At 70.7% G+C, this 20,064-nt stretch carries 13 protein-coding genes and 4 pseudogenes; 8 read left to right on the top strand and 9 right to left on the bottom strand.

Annotated elements, in window-relative coordinates:
* Nucleotides 1–346: 346 nt before the first annotated feature.
* The gene (locus tag ACWC1K_RS48485) at nt 347–799 is read left to right on the top strand and encodes a DUF5707 domain-containing protein (RefSeq protein ID WP_450840366.1); all 453 of its coding nucleotides are present in this window, start codon (nt 347–349) and stop codon (nt 797–799) included.
* A gap of 103 nt (nt 800–902) precedes the next feature.
* On the opposite strand, the gene ACWC1K_RS48480 is transcribed toward ACWC1K_RS48485, so the two are convergent.
* Entirely contained in the window at nt 903–1,664 is a 762-nt protein-coding gene (locus tag ACWC1K_RS48480) for a transposase family protein (protein ID WP_450840364.1), read from the bottom strand.
* A 288-nt stretch (nt 1,665–1,952) separates the two neighbouring features.
* Complete coding sequence (locus ACWC1K_RS48475; protein ID WP_450840362.1) at nt 1,953–2,513, bottom strand: hypothetical protein; 561 nt, start codon at nt 2,511–2,513, stop codon at nt 1,953–1,955.
* 569 nt (nt 2,514–3,082) lie between these two features.
* Between ACWC1K_RS48475 and ACWC1K_RS48470 the strand changes: the two are divergent.
* A pseudogene (locus ACWC1K_RS48470) lies at nt 3,083–3,703 on the top strand (IS5 family transposase); the annotation flags it as partial.
* 1 nt (nt 3,704) lies between these two features.
* Here ACWC1K_RS48470 and ACWC1K_RS48465 read toward each other — a convergent pair.
* Nucleotides 3,705–6,386, bottom strand: coding sequence for a SpoIIE family protein phosphatase (locus ACWC1K_RS48465; RefSeq protein ID WP_450840360.1), 2,682 nt, complete (start codon nt 6,384–6,386; stop codon nt 3,705–3,707).
* A gap of 473 nt (nt 6,387–6,859) precedes the next feature.
* Between ACWC1K_RS48465 and ACWC1K_RS48460 the strand changes: the two genes are divergently transcribed.
* Together ACWC1K_RS48460 and ACWC1K_RS48455 are read left to right on the top strand one after the other, a co-directional pair.
* Entirely contained in the window at nt 6,860–7,903 is a 1,044-nt protein-coding gene (locus ACWC1K_RS48460; RefSeq protein WP_450840358.1) for a PP2C family protein-serine/threonine phosphatase, read from the top strand.
* A 535-nt stretch (nt 7,904–8,438) separates the two neighbouring features.
* The gene (locus ACWC1K_RS48455; RefSeq protein ID WP_450840357.1) at nt 8,439–8,567 is read left to right on the top strand and encodes a hypothetical protein; all 129 of its coding nucleotides are present in this window, start codon (nt 8,439–8,441) and stop codon (nt 8,565–8,567) included.
* 240 nt (nt 8,568–8,807) lie between these two features.
* On the opposite strand, the pseudogene ACWC1K_RS48450 reads toward ACWC1K_RS48455, so the two are convergent.
* Nucleotides 8,808–9,053: pseudogene (locus ACWC1K_RS48450) on the bottom strand (glycosyltransferase); the annotation flags it as partial.
* 506 nt (nt 9,054–9,559) lie between these two features.
* A complete protein-coding gene (locus tag ACWC1K_RS48445) occupies nt 9,560–11,821 on the bottom strand; it encodes an MMPL family transporter (RefSeq protein WP_450840356.1) in 2,262 nt (753 codons plus the stop codon).
* A gap of 175 nt (nt 11,822–11,996) precedes the next feature.
* Between ACWC1K_RS48445 and ACWC1K_RS48440 the strand changes: the two genes are divergently transcribed.
* From ACWC1K_RS48440 to ACWC1K_RS48430, 3 genes and pseudogenes are all read left to right on the top strand, one after another.
* Complete coding sequence (locus ACWC1K_RS48440; RefSeq protein ID WP_450840354.1) at nt 11,997–13,169, top strand: sensor histidine kinase; 1,173 nt, start codon at nt 11,997–11,999, stop codon at nt 13,167–13,169.
* A complete protein-coding gene (locus ACWC1K_RS48435; RefSeq protein ID WP_450840353.1) occupies nt 13,144–13,806 on the top strand; it encodes a response regulator in 663 nt (220 codons plus the stop codon). Before ACWC1K_RS48440 ends, ACWC1K_RS48435 begins: the two co-directional genes overlap by 26 nt.
* 251 nt (nt 13,807–14,057) lie before the next feature.
* Nucleotides 14,058–14,795, top strand: a pseudogene (locus tag ACWC1K_RS48430) (RHS repeat-associated core domain-containing protein); the annotation flags it as partial.
* Between the two features lie 78 nt (nt 14,796–14,873).
* Here the strand turns inward: ACWC1K_RS48430 and ACWC1K_RS48425 are convergent.
* Nucleotides 14,874–15,443 (bottom strand): DUF4240 domain-containing protein, encoded by a 570-nt coding sequence (locus ACWC1K_RS48425; protein WP_450840352.1) that lies wholly within the window; start codon nt 15,441–15,443, stop codon nt 14,874–14,876.
* A 46-nt stretch (nt 15,444–15,489) separates the two neighbouring features.
* On the opposite strand from ACWC1K_RS48425, the pseudogene ACWC1K_RS48420 reads away from it, so the two are divergent.
* A pseudogene (locus tag ACWC1K_RS48420) lies at nt 15,490–15,858 on the top strand (NF041680 family putative transposase); the annotation flags it as partial.
* A gap of 189 nt (nt 15,859–16,047) precedes the next feature.
* Here ACWC1K_RS48420 and ACWC1K_RS48415 read toward each other — a convergent pair.
* From ACWC1K_RS48415 to ACWC1K_RS48405, 3 genes are read right to left on the bottom strand one after another with little or no spacing between them, the layout of a single operon-like run.
* A complete protein-coding gene (locus ACWC1K_RS48415; RefSeq protein ID WP_450840350.1) occupies nt 16,048–18,300 on the bottom strand; it encodes a xanthine dehydrogenase family protein molybdopterin-binding subunit in 2,253 nt (750 codons plus the stop codon).
* A 34-nt stretch (nt 18,301–18,334) separates the two neighbouring features.
* Nucleotides 18,335–19,330, bottom strand: a complete 996-nt coding sequence (locus ACWC1K_RS48410) for an FAD binding domain-containing protein (RefSeq protein ID WP_450840348.1) — start codon at nt 19,328–19,330, stop codon at nt 18,335–18,337.
* The gene (locus ACWC1K_RS48405) at nt 19,327–19,866 is read right to left on the bottom strand and encodes a (2Fe-2S)-binding protein (RefSeq protein WP_450840346.1); all 540 of its coding nucleotides are present in this window, start codon (nt 19,864–19,866) and stop codon (nt 19,327–19,329) included. The genes ACWC1K_RS48410 and ACWC1K_RS48405 overlap by 4 nt, the downstream gene beginning before the upstream one ends.
* Nucleotides 19,867–20,064: the final 198 nt, after the last annotated feature.

The raw sequence follows: 20,064 nt of genomic DNA, 5'->3' as shown, positions 1-20,064 counted from the left end.
GCTCACGGGGATGTGCGCCGTCGAGATAGTCGAGAGGAAGGGATCTCGCCTGGTAGTAGACCAGGCGAGGGGTCCTGGTGTGCCGCCGTAGGGCGGATCAATCGCTTCGAGGGTCACTGTGCCTTGGCCGCGAGGTTCGACAAGTTCGTCGTCCGCCACGAGGCGAGCGCGCTGGTTGCGGTCCTCAGGACCCTGGGTGATCGGCTGGCCGGATCGTCTCGATCACCCAGGCCGAGTTGAGTTTCCGTACTCAGGTCCGGGACGGCTTCGCATTGCGAGCATCGGTGCAGCGGCCTGGTCGAGAGCGCCGGGTTCCGTCAGCCGAGAGAGTTACGGAGAACTCGCCATGTCCCGTCGTATCGCCCTGTCCGTCGTCGCTGGTGCTGTCGTCCTGGCGGGTGCCGGGGCCTTCGCTCTCGCGTATGCCGGGGACCAGACGCCCGCCCTCGCGCACAACACCGCCCGGTACACCGCCCCGGTCGGCGAGCGGGACGGCTCCTTCACCTTCTCCACCGAGGTCGCGGCGCCCTCCGGCGTCAAGACCCTGAAGGTGCTGGCCTGGCCTGAGAAGTCGGGACTTGCCGCGAAGCAGCCGACCGCCAAGGAGATGACCCAGGCGGAGTCGGCCCGATGCAAGCCCGCTGGTGCGGACACCGTGCGGTGCGTGTACACGGCCGCGGTGACCACTGCCGAGGCCGCTTCATCCCCGCGCGGCTCCTGGCATGTCGCCGTCCTCGCCACGGCCAAGGACGGCACCACCACCCTGGACACCAAGGCGGCGGACTTCGCGGTCGGCTGACCAGACTTTCGGAAGGCAGCCGGGGCACTCGACCGGCCGACCCTAAAGCGTGTTGCAGAAGGCCGTGAACAGGCGGCCTGAGCTGGGCTGTTGGTGCATCCGGTCATGCGGCGAGGGCGAGGTTGTGCATGCGGGCGACGGCCTGGACGGCGTGATGGAGGCCGTCGCCGTGCTGCCGGCAGTCGCGGAGGATCTTGTAGTTCTTCATCCGGCCGATGACGTGCTCGACGCGGGCGCGGACCTTGCGGCGCGCGGCGTTGTCCTCTTCCTCTCCCTTCAGCAGCGCCCGTCCGGGCCGTTTGCGGTGCGGGACGATCAGGCCGGTGTTGATGTAGGCGCCGTCGCCGAGCACGGTGACGTTCTGGCACTGCTCGGCCAGACCCGAATCCCGCCAGGCTTTCGCATCCGCGGTCGTGCCCGGCACCGGGCGTGCGGCGGCCACCACCAAGCGCGTGTCCGCGTCCACGATGACCTGCACGTTCGCCGAGAATCGGTAGGTGCGTGAGGACGTGCCCACCGTGCGGTCGCGGACCGGCATGAGGGTGCCGTCCACGGTCCATAACCGCTCGACGGCATCCTGCGGAGCGCGGACGGGCTCGAGCGCGAGCAGCGGGCCAAGGCGCTGGATCACCCGGCAGACCGTGGCCGGCGAGACGCCGAACAGCGGGGCGAGCTGCCGCATGGTCAGGTTCGTGCGGTAGTAGACCGCCACCAGCAGCACCCGCTCGGCCAGCGGCAGTCGCCACGGCCACCCCCATCCGCAGCCGTCACCACCACGCGCACGCACCGCCCTCAGCAACCGACCGAACTGATCGGTCCGCAGCCCCGTGAGCGCTTCCACCCACACCCGCTCGGCCTTCAACACCCCAGACGTATGACGGAGATGCCCTGCTCACGGCCTTCTACAACACGCTTTAGAGCCTGTCTCCCTGATGGCGCGATCCACTGATAGGCGCCACCTTGATGCTTGCGGCATCGCGCATGGAAGCCGGTCCTCGCCCGGCTCGTCTTCTTCCTCCCCGCGTTCTCCCGGCCTGTGCAGGTGTACTGCGAGGCGCTTGGCGCTGACCACGGGCTCGGCCCGCCGACGTTTCCTGGTGTTCGGGCTCGCCGTCGGGTGCGCCTTCTGCTTGGGGTGTTGTGGTTTCGCTCATCATCGCGCTCCGGAGCCTTCTCGATCCTGCGCTTGCAAGGCAGCCGTGACCTGCTGCAGATGCAGCGACTCCAGCACTCGTAGCTGTCCACGGGCACGTTCGAGGAGGGCGTCGAGCAGGTGTGGGTCGAGACGCTCCTCGTGGTCGCTGAGCCTTCGCAGCGTCTCCCATCCAGCGGTCTTGCCGGCCACCCCGATCCGTAGCAGCTCCAGATCGATCAAGGAGCTCAGAGGCGAACGGCGCATAAGCCTGCCGTTGCCCTTGAGTCGGCCGAGCTTCTCAGCTGCCCAGCCCGCGCAGATCTTGTATCGGCGAGGTGGGATGTCCAGTCGCTGCATCAGGTGGAGAAGGCTCTCCCGGTCCTGCGCAATTTCTGTGGCGACTGGGTCCAGGGCGGAGCCGATTGCTGTGCCCCTGCACGACCGCACCAGGTGACGGGCGCGCTCGACGCCACCGGTGGCGCCGGCCAAGTGATCGTTGAGATAGATCCCGAGCAGGTCGGAGCGCGTCCCCCGGCCCTCTTCCAGGTCAGCCGTGGCGGAATGCGGTGAGGGGTTCACTGCGCCCCTCCTTCGCGGTAGTGGTGGGGCGGGCAGAAGCGCGTCTGACGTGGAGTGATAGCCATGCCCTCCTCCTTTGCGAGCGCATCGCGAGGCATCCGCCGGGTACCCCGGTGACCTCCGCGGACGCCTGCCGCCTGTTGCCGACGCGATGACGAAACGAACACGAGTCCCGCACCGAACGATCGCCGGCCAGCTGCTGCCGGCCGGCGGCAGCGTCAGTGCCCGCCGCCTACCGTCGCACCCATGGCGTGCGGTATTCCACGGCTGCTATTCGGTCGGCGACGACACCCGTGGGGCGTCAGTCGGCGCAGAGTGTGCCGCCAACACGCTGGCCGTGCTGAAGTCGATCCGTGCTTCGGCGCGCCGTGGATCAGGACGACCGGGTCGCCCTTGCCGCCCGTCGCATAGTGCAGATCAACCCCGTTGACCTGCGGTCGGCCGTGGGTGAGGGGGACGCCGGCGTGATCGGTCATCCTCACCGCTCCGGATCTCGCCATCGGCGCCTCCTCGCATCCGTGCGACGACTCGCTTGGGGAGCCAGCGACTCCTCTAGGGGGCTGTCACGAACTCAGCTGCAGGCCGAGGCCGATGCCAAGGGCCTGATCACCTGGGACGTGAACGTCGACTCCAGGGTCTGTCGGGCTCACCAGCACGCGGCCGGGGCGGCGAAAGGGGGGCTCCAGAAGGAACCGCCCGGCGAGATCGCCGTCGAGCCGGCCGACCACGGGCTCGGACGCTCCGTGGGCGGTCTGAGCAGCAAGATCCATCTCGCCGTCGAGCAGGGGCAGAAGCCGTTGTCGGTGGTGATCACCGCCGGACAGCGGGGTGACTCGCCTCAGTTCGAGCCCGTCCTGAAAAGGATCAGCGTGCCCCGGCTCGGACCCGGCAGACCGCGCAAACGGCCGGACCGGGTCCGGGCCGACAAGGCGTACGACTCCCGCAGCAATCGCGCCTACCTGCGCAGACGCGGGATCAAGGCCACGATCCCGGTCCCGACGGACCGCGTCCGCAACCGGCTCAAGCGCGGATCGCGAGGCGGGCGGTGGCCCAAGTTCGACCAGGACGGCTACCGCGAGCGTCACGCGGTCGAGTGCGGGATCAACCACCTCAAGCGCCACCGGGCTGTAGCCACGAGGTACGACAAGCTCGCGGTCCGCCACGAGGCGACCGTGCTGGTCACCCTGGTCCTCACATCAGGGGATCCCCGAACTGTTCGAGGAGCACGTCGACCGACGTATCGTCCGCGGGACCGGACGCGCCGTCCTGCAGGATCTGCTCCGCCCAGATGACCTTGCCGCGGGACGTGTACCGCGTCCCCCACCGCTGTGCGAACTGCGCCACGAGGAACAGTCCACGCCCGCCCTCGTCCGTGGTCGCCGCCCGACGCAGTCGCGGAGAGGTGCTGGAGCCGTCCGACACCTCACAGATCAGACTACGACCGCGCAGCAGGCGCACCTTCACCGGTGGTGATCCGTAGCGGATCGCGTTCGTGACCAGCTCGCTGAGGATCAGCTCCGTGGTGAACGCGGTCTCGTCCAGCCCCCAGCCGCTCAGAACCGTCCTGCACTGGGCCCGCACCGAGGGCACCACCGCCGTGTCCGGGGGCACATCCCACTCGGACACCGAAGAGGACGGGATCCGCCGGGTCCGCGCCGCCAGCAGTGCGATGTCGTCCGAGAGCCGGGTCGGCTTCAACGCCCCGATCACGGCTCGGCAGGTCTCCTCCGGAGTGCGTTCCCCGGCTCCGGCTCCGCCTAGCGCCCGGCGCAGCTCTTCGAGACCGGCGTCGATGTCGCGGGCAGTGTTCTTGACCAGCCCGTCGGTGTACAGGATCAGCTGGGAGCCCTCCGCCAGGTGCACGTCGGCGGTTTCGAAGGGGTAGCCTCCGAGGCCGAACGGGGGTGAGGCCGGCACCTCGGGGCAGACGACCGTCCCGTCCGGGTTCACCACCACGGGGCCGGGATGCCCCGCACGAGCCATCGTGCAGATCCCTGTCACCGGGTCGTAGATGGCATACAGGCACGTCGCTCCGGTCAACCCCGTCCCCTCCTGGTCGTCGGGGGCAGCGCTGGAGTCGTCCTCGTCGTCCAGGCGGGCGACCAGATCGTCCAGCTTCCCGAGGACCTCGTCGACGGGGAGGTCCAGCGTGGCGAAGTTGTGCACGGCGACGCGCAGCCGGCCCATCGTCGCCGAGGCGTGTAGCCCATGGCCGACGACATCGCCTATCACCAGCGCGACCCGTCCGCCCGGCAGCGGAATGACGTCGAACCAGTCCCCGCCCACTCCCGCCTCCGACGGCAGGTACCGCCAGGCCACTTCCAGGGCGTCCTGCTCCGGCTGGCCCCGCGGCAACAGACTGCGCTGCAGCGTCACCGTCATCGCGTGCTCGCGGGTGAACCTCCGGGCGTTGTCGATGGCCACCGCCGCCCGCGCGCCGAGCTCTTCCGCGAAGGCCACGTCCTCCGGCTCGAAGGCGGGCGAGCCTTCCGTCCGGTAGAAGTGCGCGAGGCCCAGGGGCACCCCGCGCGCCCGCAGCGGCATGGTCACCAGGGAGTGCAATCCGAGTTCCAGAGCTTTTCGAGCGCGTTCCGGATCCTGTTCCTGCCAGCCGTGGGCCTGCCGCAGGTCCGCCTCCAGGACGCCCTGGCTCCGTTCGAGCGCCAGCATCTGCGGAGTCTCGGGCGAGAATGTGATCACTTCACCCAGCCGGTACACCGGCAGCATCCGCTGATCTCCGCTGATCGCGGACCTCAGCAGGTGGCGCCAGCCTTCCGTCGTCGGCTCAGAGCCGCGCACCACCGAATCCAGCAGATCCACCGCGACGATGTCGGCGAACCGGGGCACCGCCACGTCGGCGAGCTCCTGGGCCGTGCGCTCCACATCGAGAGTCGTCCCGATCCGCATCCCCGCCTCGTACAGCAGCTTCAGCTGCCCCAGCGCCACCTCAGCCCGCCCCGACACAACCGCCAGCTCCGTGGTGTCCCGCAACGTCACCACGCTGCCCGTGTCGTCGGCCTCCGGGAACGTGGGCCGCTTGTTCACAGCCAGCAACCGGTCGTTGGCGAGGTAGACCTCGTCGGTGACTTTCTCCGGGGATGCGAGCACGCGCGCCATCTGCTCGGGAAGCCCCAGCTCCCGCACGTCCCGCCCTTGTGCGTCGGCCGGCAGACCCAGCAGCCGCTTCGCCTCTTCGTTGGCCAGCAGCAGTTGTCGGTCCTCGCCGGTGATCAGAATCCCCTCCCGAACCGCGTGCAGCACGGCTTGGTGGTGCTCGTACAGCCGCGCCAGCTCCGCCGGGGCCAGGCCATGTGTCTGCCGCAGCAGTCGCCGGGACACTGCGGTCGTCCCTGCCGCGGCCAGCACCAGCATGATCGCGCCGACGCCGAGGACGATCGGCAGCTGCGGCATCCACAGTCGGGCCACGTTCGTGACGGTGATCCCCGCAGAAACCAGGCCGACGATCCGGCCGCGCGCATCGGTCACCGGGACGACCGCCTGGATGGCCGTCCCCTTGCCCGCCGGCAGAGGCGGACCGCCCGCCTGTTCGACGACGGTACGGCCTTTGAGTGCCGGCTCGATGGTGCCGACGAACTTCTTGCCGATCTCCGAGGGGTAGGGATACGTGTACCGGACTCCGTCCGTGCTCATGACGACGATGAAGTCCATGCCTGCCCGCCGGCGCGCCTGCTCGGCTCGCGGTTGCAGCACAGCGGTCGGGTCCGGGCTGCGCAGCGCCAGGCTCACACCGGGGGCGCTGGCGAAGGACTGGGCGGCCACCACCGACTCCCGACGCCCCTGCCGCACAGCGTCGCGCGCCGCCTGCAGCATGATGCACGCCACCGCGACCACCACGAGCAGCAGCACGATCATGCTCTGAACGAGGAACACCTGCCCTGCCGCGGTGCGCGGGCTCAGTACGGACAGGCGCCGAGTACGCCGGCCACCGTCGGGCGGAGGACGTGAGGTCCGCAATCGGCTGGGATTTCCCTCCATACACCCTTGATAACACCGCTGCGCAGACCTGGGATGACTGACGACGCCTGTACGGAGAGGGTGAACCCGCGGCGGGACGAGTAACCGGAGGGCGGTGAGGGGGGACAGCCCGAGCGGCGCGCCGGGGGAGGGGTCTCAGTCGCGGCGGGTCAGGCCCCACGCGGCCTTCCGTCGGGCGGATGGTGACGCATCCACCGCACGTGTCTGATCATCAGGACTGAGCCGCGTCGTCCATCCGAGCTCGATGCCTGGTTCCTATCGTTATGATGCATTTTGTGATCGGGTTTGGGTGGCCGTGGCGTCGGCATCCTCTCCGCGGGGGCCGGTGGGGAGCGGCCACGCTGTCACCGGTGATCCTCACCGCCCTCATCGCCGTTCTGGCGTTCTCCACCCCACGGCAGATCGCCTTCAGCCGCCTCCTTCCCACCGCTCCCGCTCTCGCCGCCGCCATGTGGCCCGTACTTCCCACGCTCCTGCTCGGACTGTTCTGCCTCCTGGTCATGATCGGTCTCGGCTTCGTCTACACCGACCTGGGAACGCCGTACACGTCGGCAGCCATCATCGCGGTCACCCTGGCGGCCGCCTACGCCAGCCATGTCCGGCTGCAGCGCGAGGAGACGCTGTTCCACGTTCGGCTTGTCGCCGAGGCCGCCCAGGAGGTGCTGCTGCGCCCTCTGCCGCGCTCCATGAACAACATTGAGATCGAGGCCCTGTACCTGGCGGCCCAGGAGGAGGCGCGGATCGGTGGCGACTTCTACGAGGCGGCCGACACGCCGTATGGGATCCGGCTCCTCATCGGCGACGTGCGCGGCAAGGGCCTGTCCGCGGTCGGAGCGGCCTCCGCGCTGATCAGCTGCTTCAGGGAGGCCGCATACGACGAGCCCGATCTCGGCGGCATCATTCATCGCCTGGAGGTCACCATCGCTCGTCACAGTGCCGCGTTCCCCCTCCTGGACCGGCCGGAGCACTTCGCCACCGCCCTCATCACCGAGATCCCCCAGGACGGCGGCCAGGTCAGAATCCTCAGCTGCGGGCACCCCCCGCCCCTGCTCGTCCACCAGGGGAAAACCCGGCTGCTGGAAGCCACCACCCCCTCGCCGCCGCTCAACCTGACGACGCTCGTCGGCGAGCACCACCGCGTGGACGCCTTCGACTTCACCCCCGGCGACCAGCTGCTCCTCTACACCGACGGGGTGACGGAGGCCCGGGACCGCACCGGCGCGTTCTTCCCTCTGCCGGACTGGACGCAGCAGCAGGGCGAAACGCCGCCCCGGGAGCTGCTCGACCGGCTTCATACGGCCCTGCTCCACTACAGCGGAGGAAGGCTCGACGACGACGTCGCTGCCCTTGTCGTGCGCTGCCCGGACACCTGGGCCGGCGAGCACCGCCTGTAGGCCTCGCCGAGGCGGCGAACCGACATGCGAGGCCGATGGCTGACGCGTTCCTGCGCGGGACGACGGCCTGCGGGCTCTGTAAGCGTGAGCCCGGCAGCGGGGTTGATCCCCGGTCAACCGCCGGTCAGGGAGCGAGAAGGGTGGTGCTGTCGCCGAGGGGGAGTTGCGCCTGGCGTCTACCCGACATCGGGGCTGTCCCTGTTCGTGACCCACCCCCGCTGGTAGGCCGTCCACAAGTCCGCTTCGAGGGCCTCCCTACCGGTCAACTCCATCAGGCCGGCAGCTTCTACGCCGCACAGACCATCCACCTCTACAGCGATCGACGCGACGCTGACGGCCCCAACAGACGTCCCAGCGCGCATTCGAACTCGACCTCGTCACCCTTGTGCAGGCAGTCGCGGCCTGGGCGGCAGAGACCGTCTGGGCCACCGAAGACGGCATCGAAGGGGGCGGCGAGGTCTTCTGCGGGCCGTGGCAACCGTCGTCTTGGCTCTGTGCAGCGCGATCAACTTCGTCATCGCCGCTTCTTTCGCCGGTGACCAGTTCGCTCCTGGCCAGAGCGGCGGAGACGGTGGAAACGAAGGTCGCCGGCGACGGCCTGCATCTCCACCTCTCAGGTCTGGTGACCAGGATTACCAACGTGGTCAAGGAGAGGCTGGGCTAGAAAGCGCCGTTTCCTTCGGCCATTCCGTCACGAGTGCGCTGGCAACCTTGGCCGAGGACACGGTCATGCTCATCGCCGTGGTCCCGGTGGTCGCCTACACCAGGACCAGGATGCGGCGGACAGAACAGAGCTAGGGCGACCCTGGTGGGCGTCCGGTGCTGATCGGGCTCGGTGCGGCGATTGTTCTGTGACAGCCCCGGCTGCGGCCGGGGGGCGTTTGCCGAGCAGGTGGAGGGGCGTCTTCAGCGGATTCGACGAGTGGTGGATTTTGCCGGTCGCCACGGTGGTGAACGGGATGCCCTCGGCCGGGGCGACCCGCGCCTCCAAACCCTCCGCCGTACCGATCCACAACACCTCCAGGTCGCGCCCCTGCCTGGTGAGCCTGGCCCGCACTGCGCGGATCGCGGTGAGCGCCGGGTAGGTGTGGCCACCTGTCCCACCACCGGTCACGATCAGGCGGAACAAAGCAAGCGGAGCACGGTTGATGTCGCTGGTCACCGAAACATCTCATCTGACTCAACTCCTGCCCAGGTAGGGACGGCTTGCGAGGTGCGGCCGTCCACAGCGGCACCGGGGGATCGTTCTTCGCCACCTCCGCAGCAGAGTTTCTTGCCGTGGGACCGGGCCCGGGGCGGGCAGGGGCGACGAAGAGGGTGACCCTGCCTGATCCAGGCAGAACTCCCGGGGATGGGGTGGCGTGCCGGGCTCGGGCGGCGCGTGTGGTGCACGCCGGCCCCCCAGCCTCGAGGGTGCGCGGTGGGGGAGGGGGCGAGCCGGCAGGAGAGCGGGCAGGAAGGCCTGTGCGAGCGGTATGGCGAGGCATCGCCACCCGATACGGCAGGACTCCCGACAGGTACCTCGCCGGTCTCCATGTGTGCGCCTCGATGATCTGGATCAAAGACCTCACCAGGACCACCCGATGATCACGACTCGGTGTGCCTCCTGGGGGACGCCCTCAGGTGCCGGACGCCAAGGGCGGGCAGGGAGTTGAGTCAACGGTCAACCAGCCGTGGACGCGGGGCCTCGCCCGTGGGTTCCGCGTCGATGCCGACCGGGCCGTGGGGAAGCATCCGGTCCAGCCACTTCGGCAGCCACCAGTTGGTCCGACCGAGGAGTGTCATGGTTGCCGGTACCAGCACCATGCGTACGACCGTGGCGTCGATGAAGATCGCGGTGGCCAGGCCGAGCCCGAACATTTTGGTGGAGGGGTCCTCGGCGACGGCGAAGGACAGGAAGACCGCCACCATGATGAGGGCGGCCGAGGTGATGATGCGGGCGGTGCCCGAGACGCCCTCGACGATCGCCGTGCCGTTGTCGCCGGTGCGCAGGTACTCCTCGCGTACGCGCGAGAGGAGGAACACCTCGTAGTCCATCGACAGGCCGAACAGGATGGCGAAGAGGAACATCGGGATGAACGACACGATCGGAACCGTCGCTTCCAGCCCGATGAGGGCGCCGCCCCAGCCCCACTGGAAGACCGCGACCATGATGCCGTAGGCCGCGCCGATGCTCAGTAGATTCAGCAGTACGGCCTTGAGCGGTACGAGTATCGAGCGGAAGACCAGCATGAGCAGCAGGAACGACATCGCCAGCACGGCGGCGACGAGCACCGGCAGGCGCTGGCTGGTGCGTCGGCCCACATCGGACAGGCTCGCGGCGGCGCCGCCGACGTGGGCCCTGGCCGGGCCGTGCCCGATCGCCGTGGGCAGCACGTCGGTGCGCAGCCGGGCGATGGTGTCGGCGGTGGCCTTGTCCTGAGGGCTGGTGGTCGGGAACACCACGAGGGTCGCGATGCCGGTGGCCCGATCGATGTGCGTCGGCGCGACGGATGCGATGCCCGGATCCGCCGCGACCGCCCCGACGAGTCGGTCCAGCACTCCCGGTTCACCGGCGGGGTCCGCGGCGATGACGAGGGGGCCGTTGGTGCCCGGGCCGAACCCCTCGGCGACGAGGTCGTAGGCGCGGCGCTCGGTACGGCTGTGGGGTAGTGAGCCGTCGTCGGGCAGGCCGACGCGCAGGCCGAGCACGGGCAGCGTCGCGGTCAGCAGCAGCCCCGCCGCGCCGACCGCGTACGGCACCGGGTGCCGGCTGACGTGCCCGATCCAGCGCCGCCACCCGGCGGCGGGGGCGGCGCCCGCCGCCGGGTCCCGCCGCCGCGCGAGTCGGGCCAGCTTCCTGGTCCGCAGAGCGCGGCCGATCCGGCCGGCCCGGGCCAGGCGTGGGCCGGCGGCGCCGAGGAAGGCCGGCAGCAGCGTCACCGACGCGACGACCATGATCAGGACGACGATCGACACGGCGAACCCGCCCACGGTCATGAACGGCACGTTCGCGACCGCCAGGCCGAGGATCGATACGACGACGGTGCCGCCGGCGAAGACCACGGGCCTCCCCGCAGTGGCCACCGCTCGCCCCGCCGCCTCGCGGGGATCGAGCCCGCGCGCGAGGTACTCCCGGTGCCTGGCGAGCACGAACAGCGCGTAGTCGATGCCCACTCCGAGCCCGACCATGCTGCCCAGGACAGGGGCGAAGGTCGGTACGTCCGTCACCCCCGCCAGTACCGTCATCGTGGCAACCCCGACGGTCAGTCCGAAGACGGCCATGCCGATCGGCAGCGCGGCGGCGACGAGCGAACCGAACGCCAGGAACAGGATCGCGGCCGCGGCGAGGAGGCCGATCAGCTCGCTCGCGCCGCCGTCGGCGTTGGAGAAGACGTAGAAGAGGTTCCCGCCCATCTCGATGCGCAGGGGCAGTTCGGCGCGCAGCCGGTCGCCGAGGTCGACGAGGGCGTGGAGGTCCTCGGCCGACAGCCGGCTCTGGTCGGGGTACTGCACCCGGACGACCGCGATCCGCCCGTCGGCCGAGACCAGGCCGCCGCGCACGGCGGTGTCCCCGCCCGTGTCGAGTGCCCTCGCCGGGTCGCTCGTGCCGAGCACGTGCGGCAGGCGCCGCACCTCGTCCTGGAGCCGCGCGAGCGCGGTGCGCGCGCTGCCGTGGTCGAAGAACGTCGCACCGCCGTCGAGGGGGGTGACGACCACTTGGGCGGTCATGCCCTCCTGGCCGGTGCCGGCCCGCTCGATCAGCTCCGCGGCCCGTTGGGAGTCCAGTCCCGGAGCGGTCATCGAGTCCGCGGTCCGCCCGCCGATGGCGATCGCGGCGAGGACGGCGAGCGTGGCGGCGATCAGCCATGCCGCGATCACCCGCCAGGGATGGCGGGCGGCGCCTGCGCCCAGGCGCGACAGGGCTTTTGAGAGCATCGGGTCCTCCAACCACCTCGTCGGCCGTCCTTGTACGGCCGCCGACGCCGAGGTTCGTCGCCACGGCGCTCTGCGGCATCGGCTCGCGGGCCGCGGATCCGTCCGCCCCAGGGCGGAGTGACGCCCCGTCCTTTCGGCCGATGCGCACCGCGGCGCGGTCCCTAGGCTGAGAACCGTGCTGCGAGACGACCTGCGAACCCTGTGGACCGAACCCCGGCCGCCCGACGCGCCCGCCCGGGTGTGGCGGGACTGGGTACTGCTGGCCGGGGGCCTGGGCGGTGTGGTGCTGGAGGCCACCCTGCGCGAGAACGTCGTGTGGCGGCCGGTGGCAGTGGTGTTGGCCGTCTGGCTGTGCGTGCTGCCCCTGTGGCGCCGGACCCGCCCGCTGGCGGTGGTCGCGATGGCGTTCGGCTCGGTGATCCTGCTCCAGATCGCCTCGCTGGTCGCCGCACCGCGCGAGCACGTCGGCCTGAATATCGGCGCGGTCGTGGTCGTACTGGTCTATGCGCTGCCCCGGTGGGGATCGGGACGGGAGATCGTGCTGGGCAGTGCGCTGATCCTCTCGGCCTTCGCACTGTCGGTCGTCACCGAGGAAACCCCGGCTGCCGATCAGGTGGGGGGCTTCGTCTTCCTGCTGCTGCCCGGCTTGATGGGGGCCACCGTGCGGTTCCGGGCGACCGCTCGCGAGCGGCAACTGGAGCAGGTACGCTCCCGCGAGCGCGAGCAACTCGCCCGGGAACTGCACGACACGGTGGCCCACCACGTCTCGGCCATCGTGATCCGCGCCCAGGCGGGCCGGGTACTCGCGGGCACCGACCCGTCCGCCGCCGTCGAGGCGCTGGAGGGGATCGAGGAGGAAGGGGCGCGCACGCTGGAGGAAATGCGAGCCATGGTCGCCGCGCTGCGCGACCGCGCGGCCGGCGCCGAGCTGGCACCGCCTGCCGGTGTCGCGGATCTGGAGCGTCTGGTGCGCACCCCAGGTGGTCGCCTCAGGGTCGACCTGGGGCTCGACGGCGAACTGGACACGCTGCCCCCGGCCGTGGACGCGGCCGTCTACCGCATCGTGCAGGAGTCGGTGACCAACACCATGCGCCATGCGGTCAACGCGACCGAGGTCGCCGTCCGGGTCACCGCGGAACGGCACACGGTACGGGTGAGCGTGCGCGACAACGGCCAACGCACCGGCCGAGGCCGTGCCGGATACGGACTTGCCGGACTGCGCGAGCGCGCTGCCCTGCTCGGCGGCACACTACAAGCCGGCCCCGGCACCGACCAGGGCTGGCACGTCGAAGCCGAGCTGCCGAGAGGGAGGACCGAGAGCGGTGCCCATCCGCGTCGTCGTCGCTGACGACCAGACCATCATCCGCACCGGGCTGCGGATCCTGCTGAACGCCCAGCCCGGCATCGAGGTGGTCGGCGAGGCCGCCGACGGACAGGAAGCGGTACGTCTGGCCCGTGAACTGCGCCCCGACGTCTGCCTGTTCGACATCCGCATGCCCGTGATCGACGGGCTCGAGGCCACCCGGTTGGTCGCCGGCCCGGGCGTCGCCGACCCCCTGGCCGTGGTCGTCATCACCACGTTCGACCTCGACGAGTACGTCTACGGCGCGCTGCGGTCCGGCGCCCGCGGATTCCTGCTCAAGGACACGGGACCAGACCTTCTGGCCCAGGCCGTACGGTCGGCGTCCGACGGTGAGGCGCTCATTGCGCCCAGCGTCACCGTGCGTCTGCTCCAGGCATTCGCGGACCTGCCCGCCGGCCGGCCCGCGGCCCAACCGGTCTCCCCGGTCACTGCCCGCGAGGAGCAGGTGCTCCTCGCCGTCGCTCGCGGGCTGACCAACACTGAGATCGCCGATGCGCTGCACATCAGCCTCAGCACGGTGAAGACCCACCTGGCCAGCCTGATGGCCAAACTCGGCGCCCGCAACCGGGTCGAGATCGCGATGTGGGCCTACGAAACGCGCCGTATCCTCCCCGGAACCTGAGCCGGGTGTCGGGCCATGTTCCGGGGCGCGGGTTGGGCACCGGCGCAGCAACGCGGGGCATGCCAAGGCAACGATCTGGTGGCTGCGGCGGACCGCTGCGACGGCTTGCTGGATCTGCGTCCGGTCCTCGTCGGTGAGGTCGTCAAGGTCGGTGCGGACGCGCCGACTCAGCCGCCGTACACGAGTGATTTCCTCGTCGGACGGCAGAGCCTCGTCGCTGGCCCAGGACACACTACAGAGCCACACCCCTGGAGATTCACGCCTACGACACCGCAGGCAACCAGACCCACGCCACCTGGCCGACCTCCATGCCGGGCCAGGAAGCAACCGGCGAACGCACCTACACCGGCACCCGCATCACCCGCACCGGCACCGTCCGCTACGAACACGACCAAGCAGGCCGCATCACCCTGCGTCAGAAAACCCGCCTGTCCCGCAAACCCGACACCTGGCACTAGACCTGGGACACCGAAGACCGCCTCACCTCCGTGGTCACCCCGGACGGCACCACCTGGCGCTACCGCTACGACCCTCTGGGCCGCCGCATCGCCAAACAACGCCTCGCCCCATACGGCGAAACAGTCCTGGAACAGGTGGACTTCACCTGGGACGGCACCACCCTGTGCGAACAAACCACGCGCACCCCCGACACCACCCAGCCCGCCATCACGCTCACCTGGGACCACCAGGGCCTGCACCCCCTGACCCAGACCGAACGCAAGGTACTGGCCGACGCACCCCAGGACGAGATCGACTCTCGTTTCTACGCCATCGTCACCGACCTGATCGGCACCCCCACCGAACTCGTCGACGAACAAGGCGACATCGCGTGGCGCACCCGCATCACCCTCTGGGGCACCACCACCTGGAACCGCACCGCCACGGCATACACTCCGCTGCGCTTCCCAGGCCAGTACCACGACCCAGAAACAGGCCTGCACTACAACTACTTCCGTCATTACGACCCGGAAACGGCTCGCTACCTCACTAAGACCTGTGTCCCGTAATGATCTTTGGAGGAGAATGGACGGCCTTGGGCCGTTCATAGCCCTGGAGATTGTGAACGGCTAAGCCTCGCCAGGCGTCAGATACAGCGCGGCAAGTCGGGGCAGGCGGCGGTGCATTTCGTCCGGATCGTCGAAGTCAAAGTCCTCGCCCATGTCAACGCTGTCGTGCTCGGGGTCAGGCCGCGCAGCACAGTGCTGATCCCATGCCTCGTAGAAGTCCTCTTCGTCACCAGTGATCCGCTTGAAGGCGTACGCACTGGCGTAGTTGACCGCCTCGTAGAAGAGGACATAGTCGCCGTTGGGGGCAGCAGTGATGACCGTGGGGTGCTCAGCCAGGCTGTCCGGGGCGGCGGCCGCTCGCTCGTACCACTGGCGGCCCAGGGCGATCAGGCCGGCGCGGAAGTCCATGAAGCTGTCGTCCGAACAGCCGCCCCCGATGAGATAGGCAGCGGCCCACACGTCCCAGCGCCCTATGGCACCGTGCAGCTCGTCAAAACACTCCTGGTACTCCAGGATGTCCCGCTTGCCGCGGTCAGCCAGCAGGTCGACCAACACCTCGTCGAAAGCGCGGCCGTCCCCGGTGCGCGAGCGTGCTGTCTCGATGATGTTCCAGAATTCATCCGTTTCCACAGCTGTGCACCTTGCCACAAGGGTCAGACAACCGGGCCTTGGGCAAAGGAGATTCGACCTGGAGCACACTTTCAGGTTCGGAAAACGGACGCTCGGCTGGACCGCCCCGAAACCGCGTACACCCGAGGCAGCAGATCGCTGGACCTGGCTCCTGCTCGTCGCGCACACCCAGCTCCGGCTCGCCCGGCAGTTGGCTGCCGACCTCCGTCGGCTCTGGGAGAAGCCGGCCGGGACCGAACGCCTCACCCCGGCCCGGGTCCGCCGGGGGTTCAGGAACATCCGAGCTCATCTGTTCTGCCCGGCCCGTGTTCCCCAACCTCGTGGCGCTGGTCCCGGGCGGCCGCCCGGGACCGAGAACCGCCGTCCCACACCCCGCTACGACGTGGGCAAGACCGCCAAACGTCCCGAGTCCCTCAAGGCCATCGGCAGACCTGGTAGGTCCTGGTGGATAAAGCACAAGCTGAGGAAGAGCCGCCCCCAAGTAGCCGTTGCCCAGGGTGCACAGACTCCCGCAGGCGTTCCTCGGCGGGGTCGTAGCCCTCGTACTCCCACAGCAGTCCCGGCACTCGGGCGGTTCCCCTTCCGGTGTCCCTCGTCGCGGTCGTCACCGTTCGGCCGGCAGGCCGGTGAGGACGCGGTCTGGGGTGAGGGGGAGTTCGCGGAACCTGATGCCGGTGGCGTGGTGGACGGCGTTGCCGAGGGCGGCGGCGGTCCCGACGATGCCGATCTCGCCGATGCCCTTGCTGCCCATGGGGTTCAGGTGCGGGTCGTCCTCCTGGATCCAGTCGGCCTCGATGTCGGGGACGTCGGCGTGGGCGGGCACGTGGTAGGAGGCGAGGTCGGCCTCGGTGAAGTCGCCGAACGGGGCGTCCATGGTGCTGCCCTCGGTCAGGGCCATGCCCAGGCCCATGATCATGCCGCCGACGAACTGGGAGCGCGCGGTGCGGGCGTTGAGGATCCGCCCGGCGGCGAAGACGCCGAGCATCCTGCGGGCCCGTACCTCGCCGGTGACGGTGTCGACGGCGACCTCGGCGAAGTGGGCGCCGAAGGCGTGCCGGGCGTACGGGGAGTCGGCGTCCGCCCGGCCGGCGGTGTCGGAACGGACCAGGAGACCCTCGGCGGGCAGCGGACCCGGGTGCTCGGCGAGCCGGGCCGCCAGGGCGGCGCACGCCTCGTGCACGGCCCAGCCCCATGAGGCGGTCCCGGAGGAGTCGCCGGCCAGCGACGCCGGGGGCAGGTCGCTGCGGCCCACCTCCGTGCGCACCCGGTCCAGGGGCGCGCCGAGGGCGTCGGCGGCGACCTGGGCGAGGACGGTGCGCGCGCCGGTGCCGATGTCGGCCGCGTTCACCCTGACGAGGAAGGTGCCGTCGGGCAGGGCCTGGGCGGTGGCGGTCGACGGCCGGATCAGGACCGGGTAGGTCGCCGCGGCCACTCCGGTGCCGATGAGCAGTGGGCCCTCGGTCCGGGAGCGCGGGCGCGGGTCGCGCCGGTCCCAGCCGAAGAGGCGGGCGCCCTCGCGCAGGCACTCGGCGAGGTGCCGGCTGCTGAACGGCTTGCCGCTGCCGGGTTCCCTCTCCGGCTCGTTACGGATCCGCAGCTCGACGGGGTCCACGCCGAGGGCCCCGGCGAGTTCGTCGACCGCCGACTCCAGGGCGTACATGCCGGGGGCCTCGCCGGGGGCGCGCATCCAGGACGGGCTGGGGACGTCCAGCGGCACCACCCGGTGGGAGCTGAGCAGGTGCTGGGCGGTGTACATGACGCGGGACGGCACCGCGGCCTGCTCCACGTACTCCCTGACGTGCGAGGTGTGCGTGGTGACCTCGTGCAGCACCGCGGTGAGGTGTCCGTCGGCGGTGGCGCCGAGGCGCAGCCGGTGCAGGGTGGGGGCCCGGTGGCCGACGACGGTGGGCATGTACCGGCGGGGGTAGGCCACCGTGACCGGCCGGCCGGTGTGCCGTGCGGCCATGGCGGCGAGGACGACGTCAGGGCGCGGGGTGCCCTTGGAGCCGAAGCCGCCGCCGACGTGCTCGGCCACCACGGTGACGTGCCCCTCGGGCAGGCCGAAGAGACCGGCGAGCACGGACTGGACGGTCGTGCTGCCCTGGCTGGAGGTGTACACGGTCAGCCGGTCGCCGTCCCAGTGCGCCGTGCTCGCGTGCGGTTCCATGGGGTGGTTGTGCAGGGGCGGCACCCGGTACTCGGTGTCCAGGCGGACATCGGCGGCGGCGAAGGCGCCGTACAGGTCGCCGTGTTCGAGGCGGCCCGGCTGAGCGCCCCCTTCGGGCTCGTAGGCGTCCGGGTGGTCGGGGCGGAGTACGACGTCGTGGTGCTCGGTGGCGTAGCCGACGCGGACGGCCCGGGCGGCGGCGCGGGCCGCCTCCAGGGTCTCGGCGACAGCCAGGGCGACGCACCAGCCCCGGTGCGGCACGTGGCGGTTCTGCAGGACGGCGAGGGTGGCGTCGTCCGTCTCGCCGAGGCGCGGGGCGTCGCCGGGGGTCAGCACGGCGAGGACGCCGGGCAGCGCGAGCGCGGCCGAGGTGTCCACGCCGGTGACCCGGCCCCGGGCCACGGCCGCCGGCACGGGCCAGGCGTGGACGCGGCCGGGCACCGGGTACTCGGCGGCGTAACGGGCGTTACCGGTGACCTTCTCCCGCCCTTCCCGCCGCCCGGCGGGCGCCCCGAGGGCGGTGCCGGTGCGGGGGGTGGGCTGGGGGTCCTGCTCCAGGGCGCCGGTACGGGGCTGCCGGCCCTCGCCGGACTCACCCGAGGCGGCGGAGGCGGCGCGGGTGACGAGGTCGTCGTGCGGCAGATCGGTCCCGGGCAGCTGGCCGCCGTGCTCCAGTGGGTCGTTCGCCATCGGTTCTCCTGGGGTCGGCCGGGTCCGGAAGAGGTCAGGCCGTCGCCGGTGCGGGAGCGAGGCGGTTCAGGACGTCCAGGGCGAGGTTGCGGGCGAGGGGCACCTTGTAGGCGTTGTCGCGCAACGGCTCGGCGCGGTCCAGTTCCAGGGCCACGGCGCCCTCGAAGGCCTCGGGGGTCGCCGCCGCTCCCAGCAGCGCCGTCTCCGTGTGGTGGGCTCGCCAGGGCCGGTGGGCGAGGCCGCCGAAGGCGAGCCCCACCTGGTCAACGACGCCGTCCGCGACCCGCAGGACGACGGCCACGGAGGCCAGGGCGAAGGCGTACGAGGCACGGTCGCGGGCCTTGCGGTAGGCGGAGGGCACACCGGCCCGGGCGGCCGGCAGCAGGACGCCGGTGATCAGCTCACCGGGGCGGATCTCGGTGTCCCGCTCCGGACGGACCCCGGGCAGCCGGTGGAAGTCGGCCACCGGGATGCAGCGCCCGCCCTCGGCGCCGTACAGCTCGACCCGGGCGTCGAGGGCCGCCAGGGCGACGGCCATGTCGGAGGGGTGGGTGGCGATGCAGTGCGGGGAGTGGCCCAGCACGGCGTGATCGCGGTGCACGCCGTCGCGGGCACCACAGCCGCTGCCCGGCTGCCGCTTGTTGCAGGGTTTGTCGAGGTCCTGGAAGTAGGGGCAGCGGGTGCGCTGGAGCAGGTTGCCGCCGGTCGTGGCGGCGTTGCGGAGCTGTCCGGAGGCGCCCGCGAGGAGCGCCTGGGACAGCACCGGGTAGCGGTCGCGGACCAGCGGGTGGGCGGCGAGATCGCTGTTGCGGACCGTGGCGCCTACGCGCAGCGCGCCGTCCGGCAGTTCCTCGACCGAGTCCAGCGGCAGCCGGCCGACGTCGATGAGGACGCCAGGGGTCTCCACGCCGAGTTTCATGAGGTCGACGAGGTTGGTGCCGCCGGCGAGGTAGTGGGCGCCAGGGTGGGCCGCGTAGGCCTCGACGGCCTCCTCGACGCCGGTGGGCCTGAGGTATCCGAAGCTCTTCACCCGATCACGTCCTCCACCGCCTCGACGATGCGGGGATAGGCGCCGCACCGGCACAGGTTGCCGCTGAGCCGCTCGCGGATCTCGGTCCCGTCCAGCGGCACGGGCCGGCCGGAGGGCTCCGCCGGGTCGGTGACGTGGGACGGGTGACCGGCAGCGGCTTCGGCGATCATGCCCACGGCGGAGCAGATCTGCCCGGGTGTGCAGTAACCGCACTGGAAGGCGTCGCGTTCCAGGAAGGCCCGCTGGAGGGGGTGCGGTTCCTCGCCGTCGCCGCCGAGGCCCTCGATGGTGGTGACCTCGCTGCCGTCGAGGGTGACGGCGAGCAGCAGACAGCCGTTGACGCGGCGCCCGTCCACCAGGACGGTGCAGGCGCCGCACTGGCCGTGGTCGCAGCCCTTCTTGGACCCGGTGAGGCCCAGGTCCTCGCGGAGCAGGTCCAGCAGGACCCGCCGGTGGTCGACGAGCAGGGTATGGGGTTTGCCGTTGACCCGGAGGGTGATCTTCAGGTGCGGGTCGAGCGGTTTTTCGCTGGTCATGGCAAGGAGGGTCTTCCGGACGGGTCGTGGTGTCCGTGCATACCGCGTATCCAGGCTGCGACGCCTCACACGTCCGGCCACTCCAGGGCACCCCGCGGCCCCCCGTCGCCGGGCCGGTCGGTGAGCGTGGCCTGATCGGGCTCCTCGAAGCGGATGCGCAGGAACTCCTGCCCGGACCACTCGCCCAGGCCCTCGGGC

Source organism: Streptomyces sp. NPDC001492 (assembly GCF_053597275.1).
Note: the sequence above shows the minus strand (reverse complement) of the source record. Positions and strands in the feature narration are given on the sequence as shown.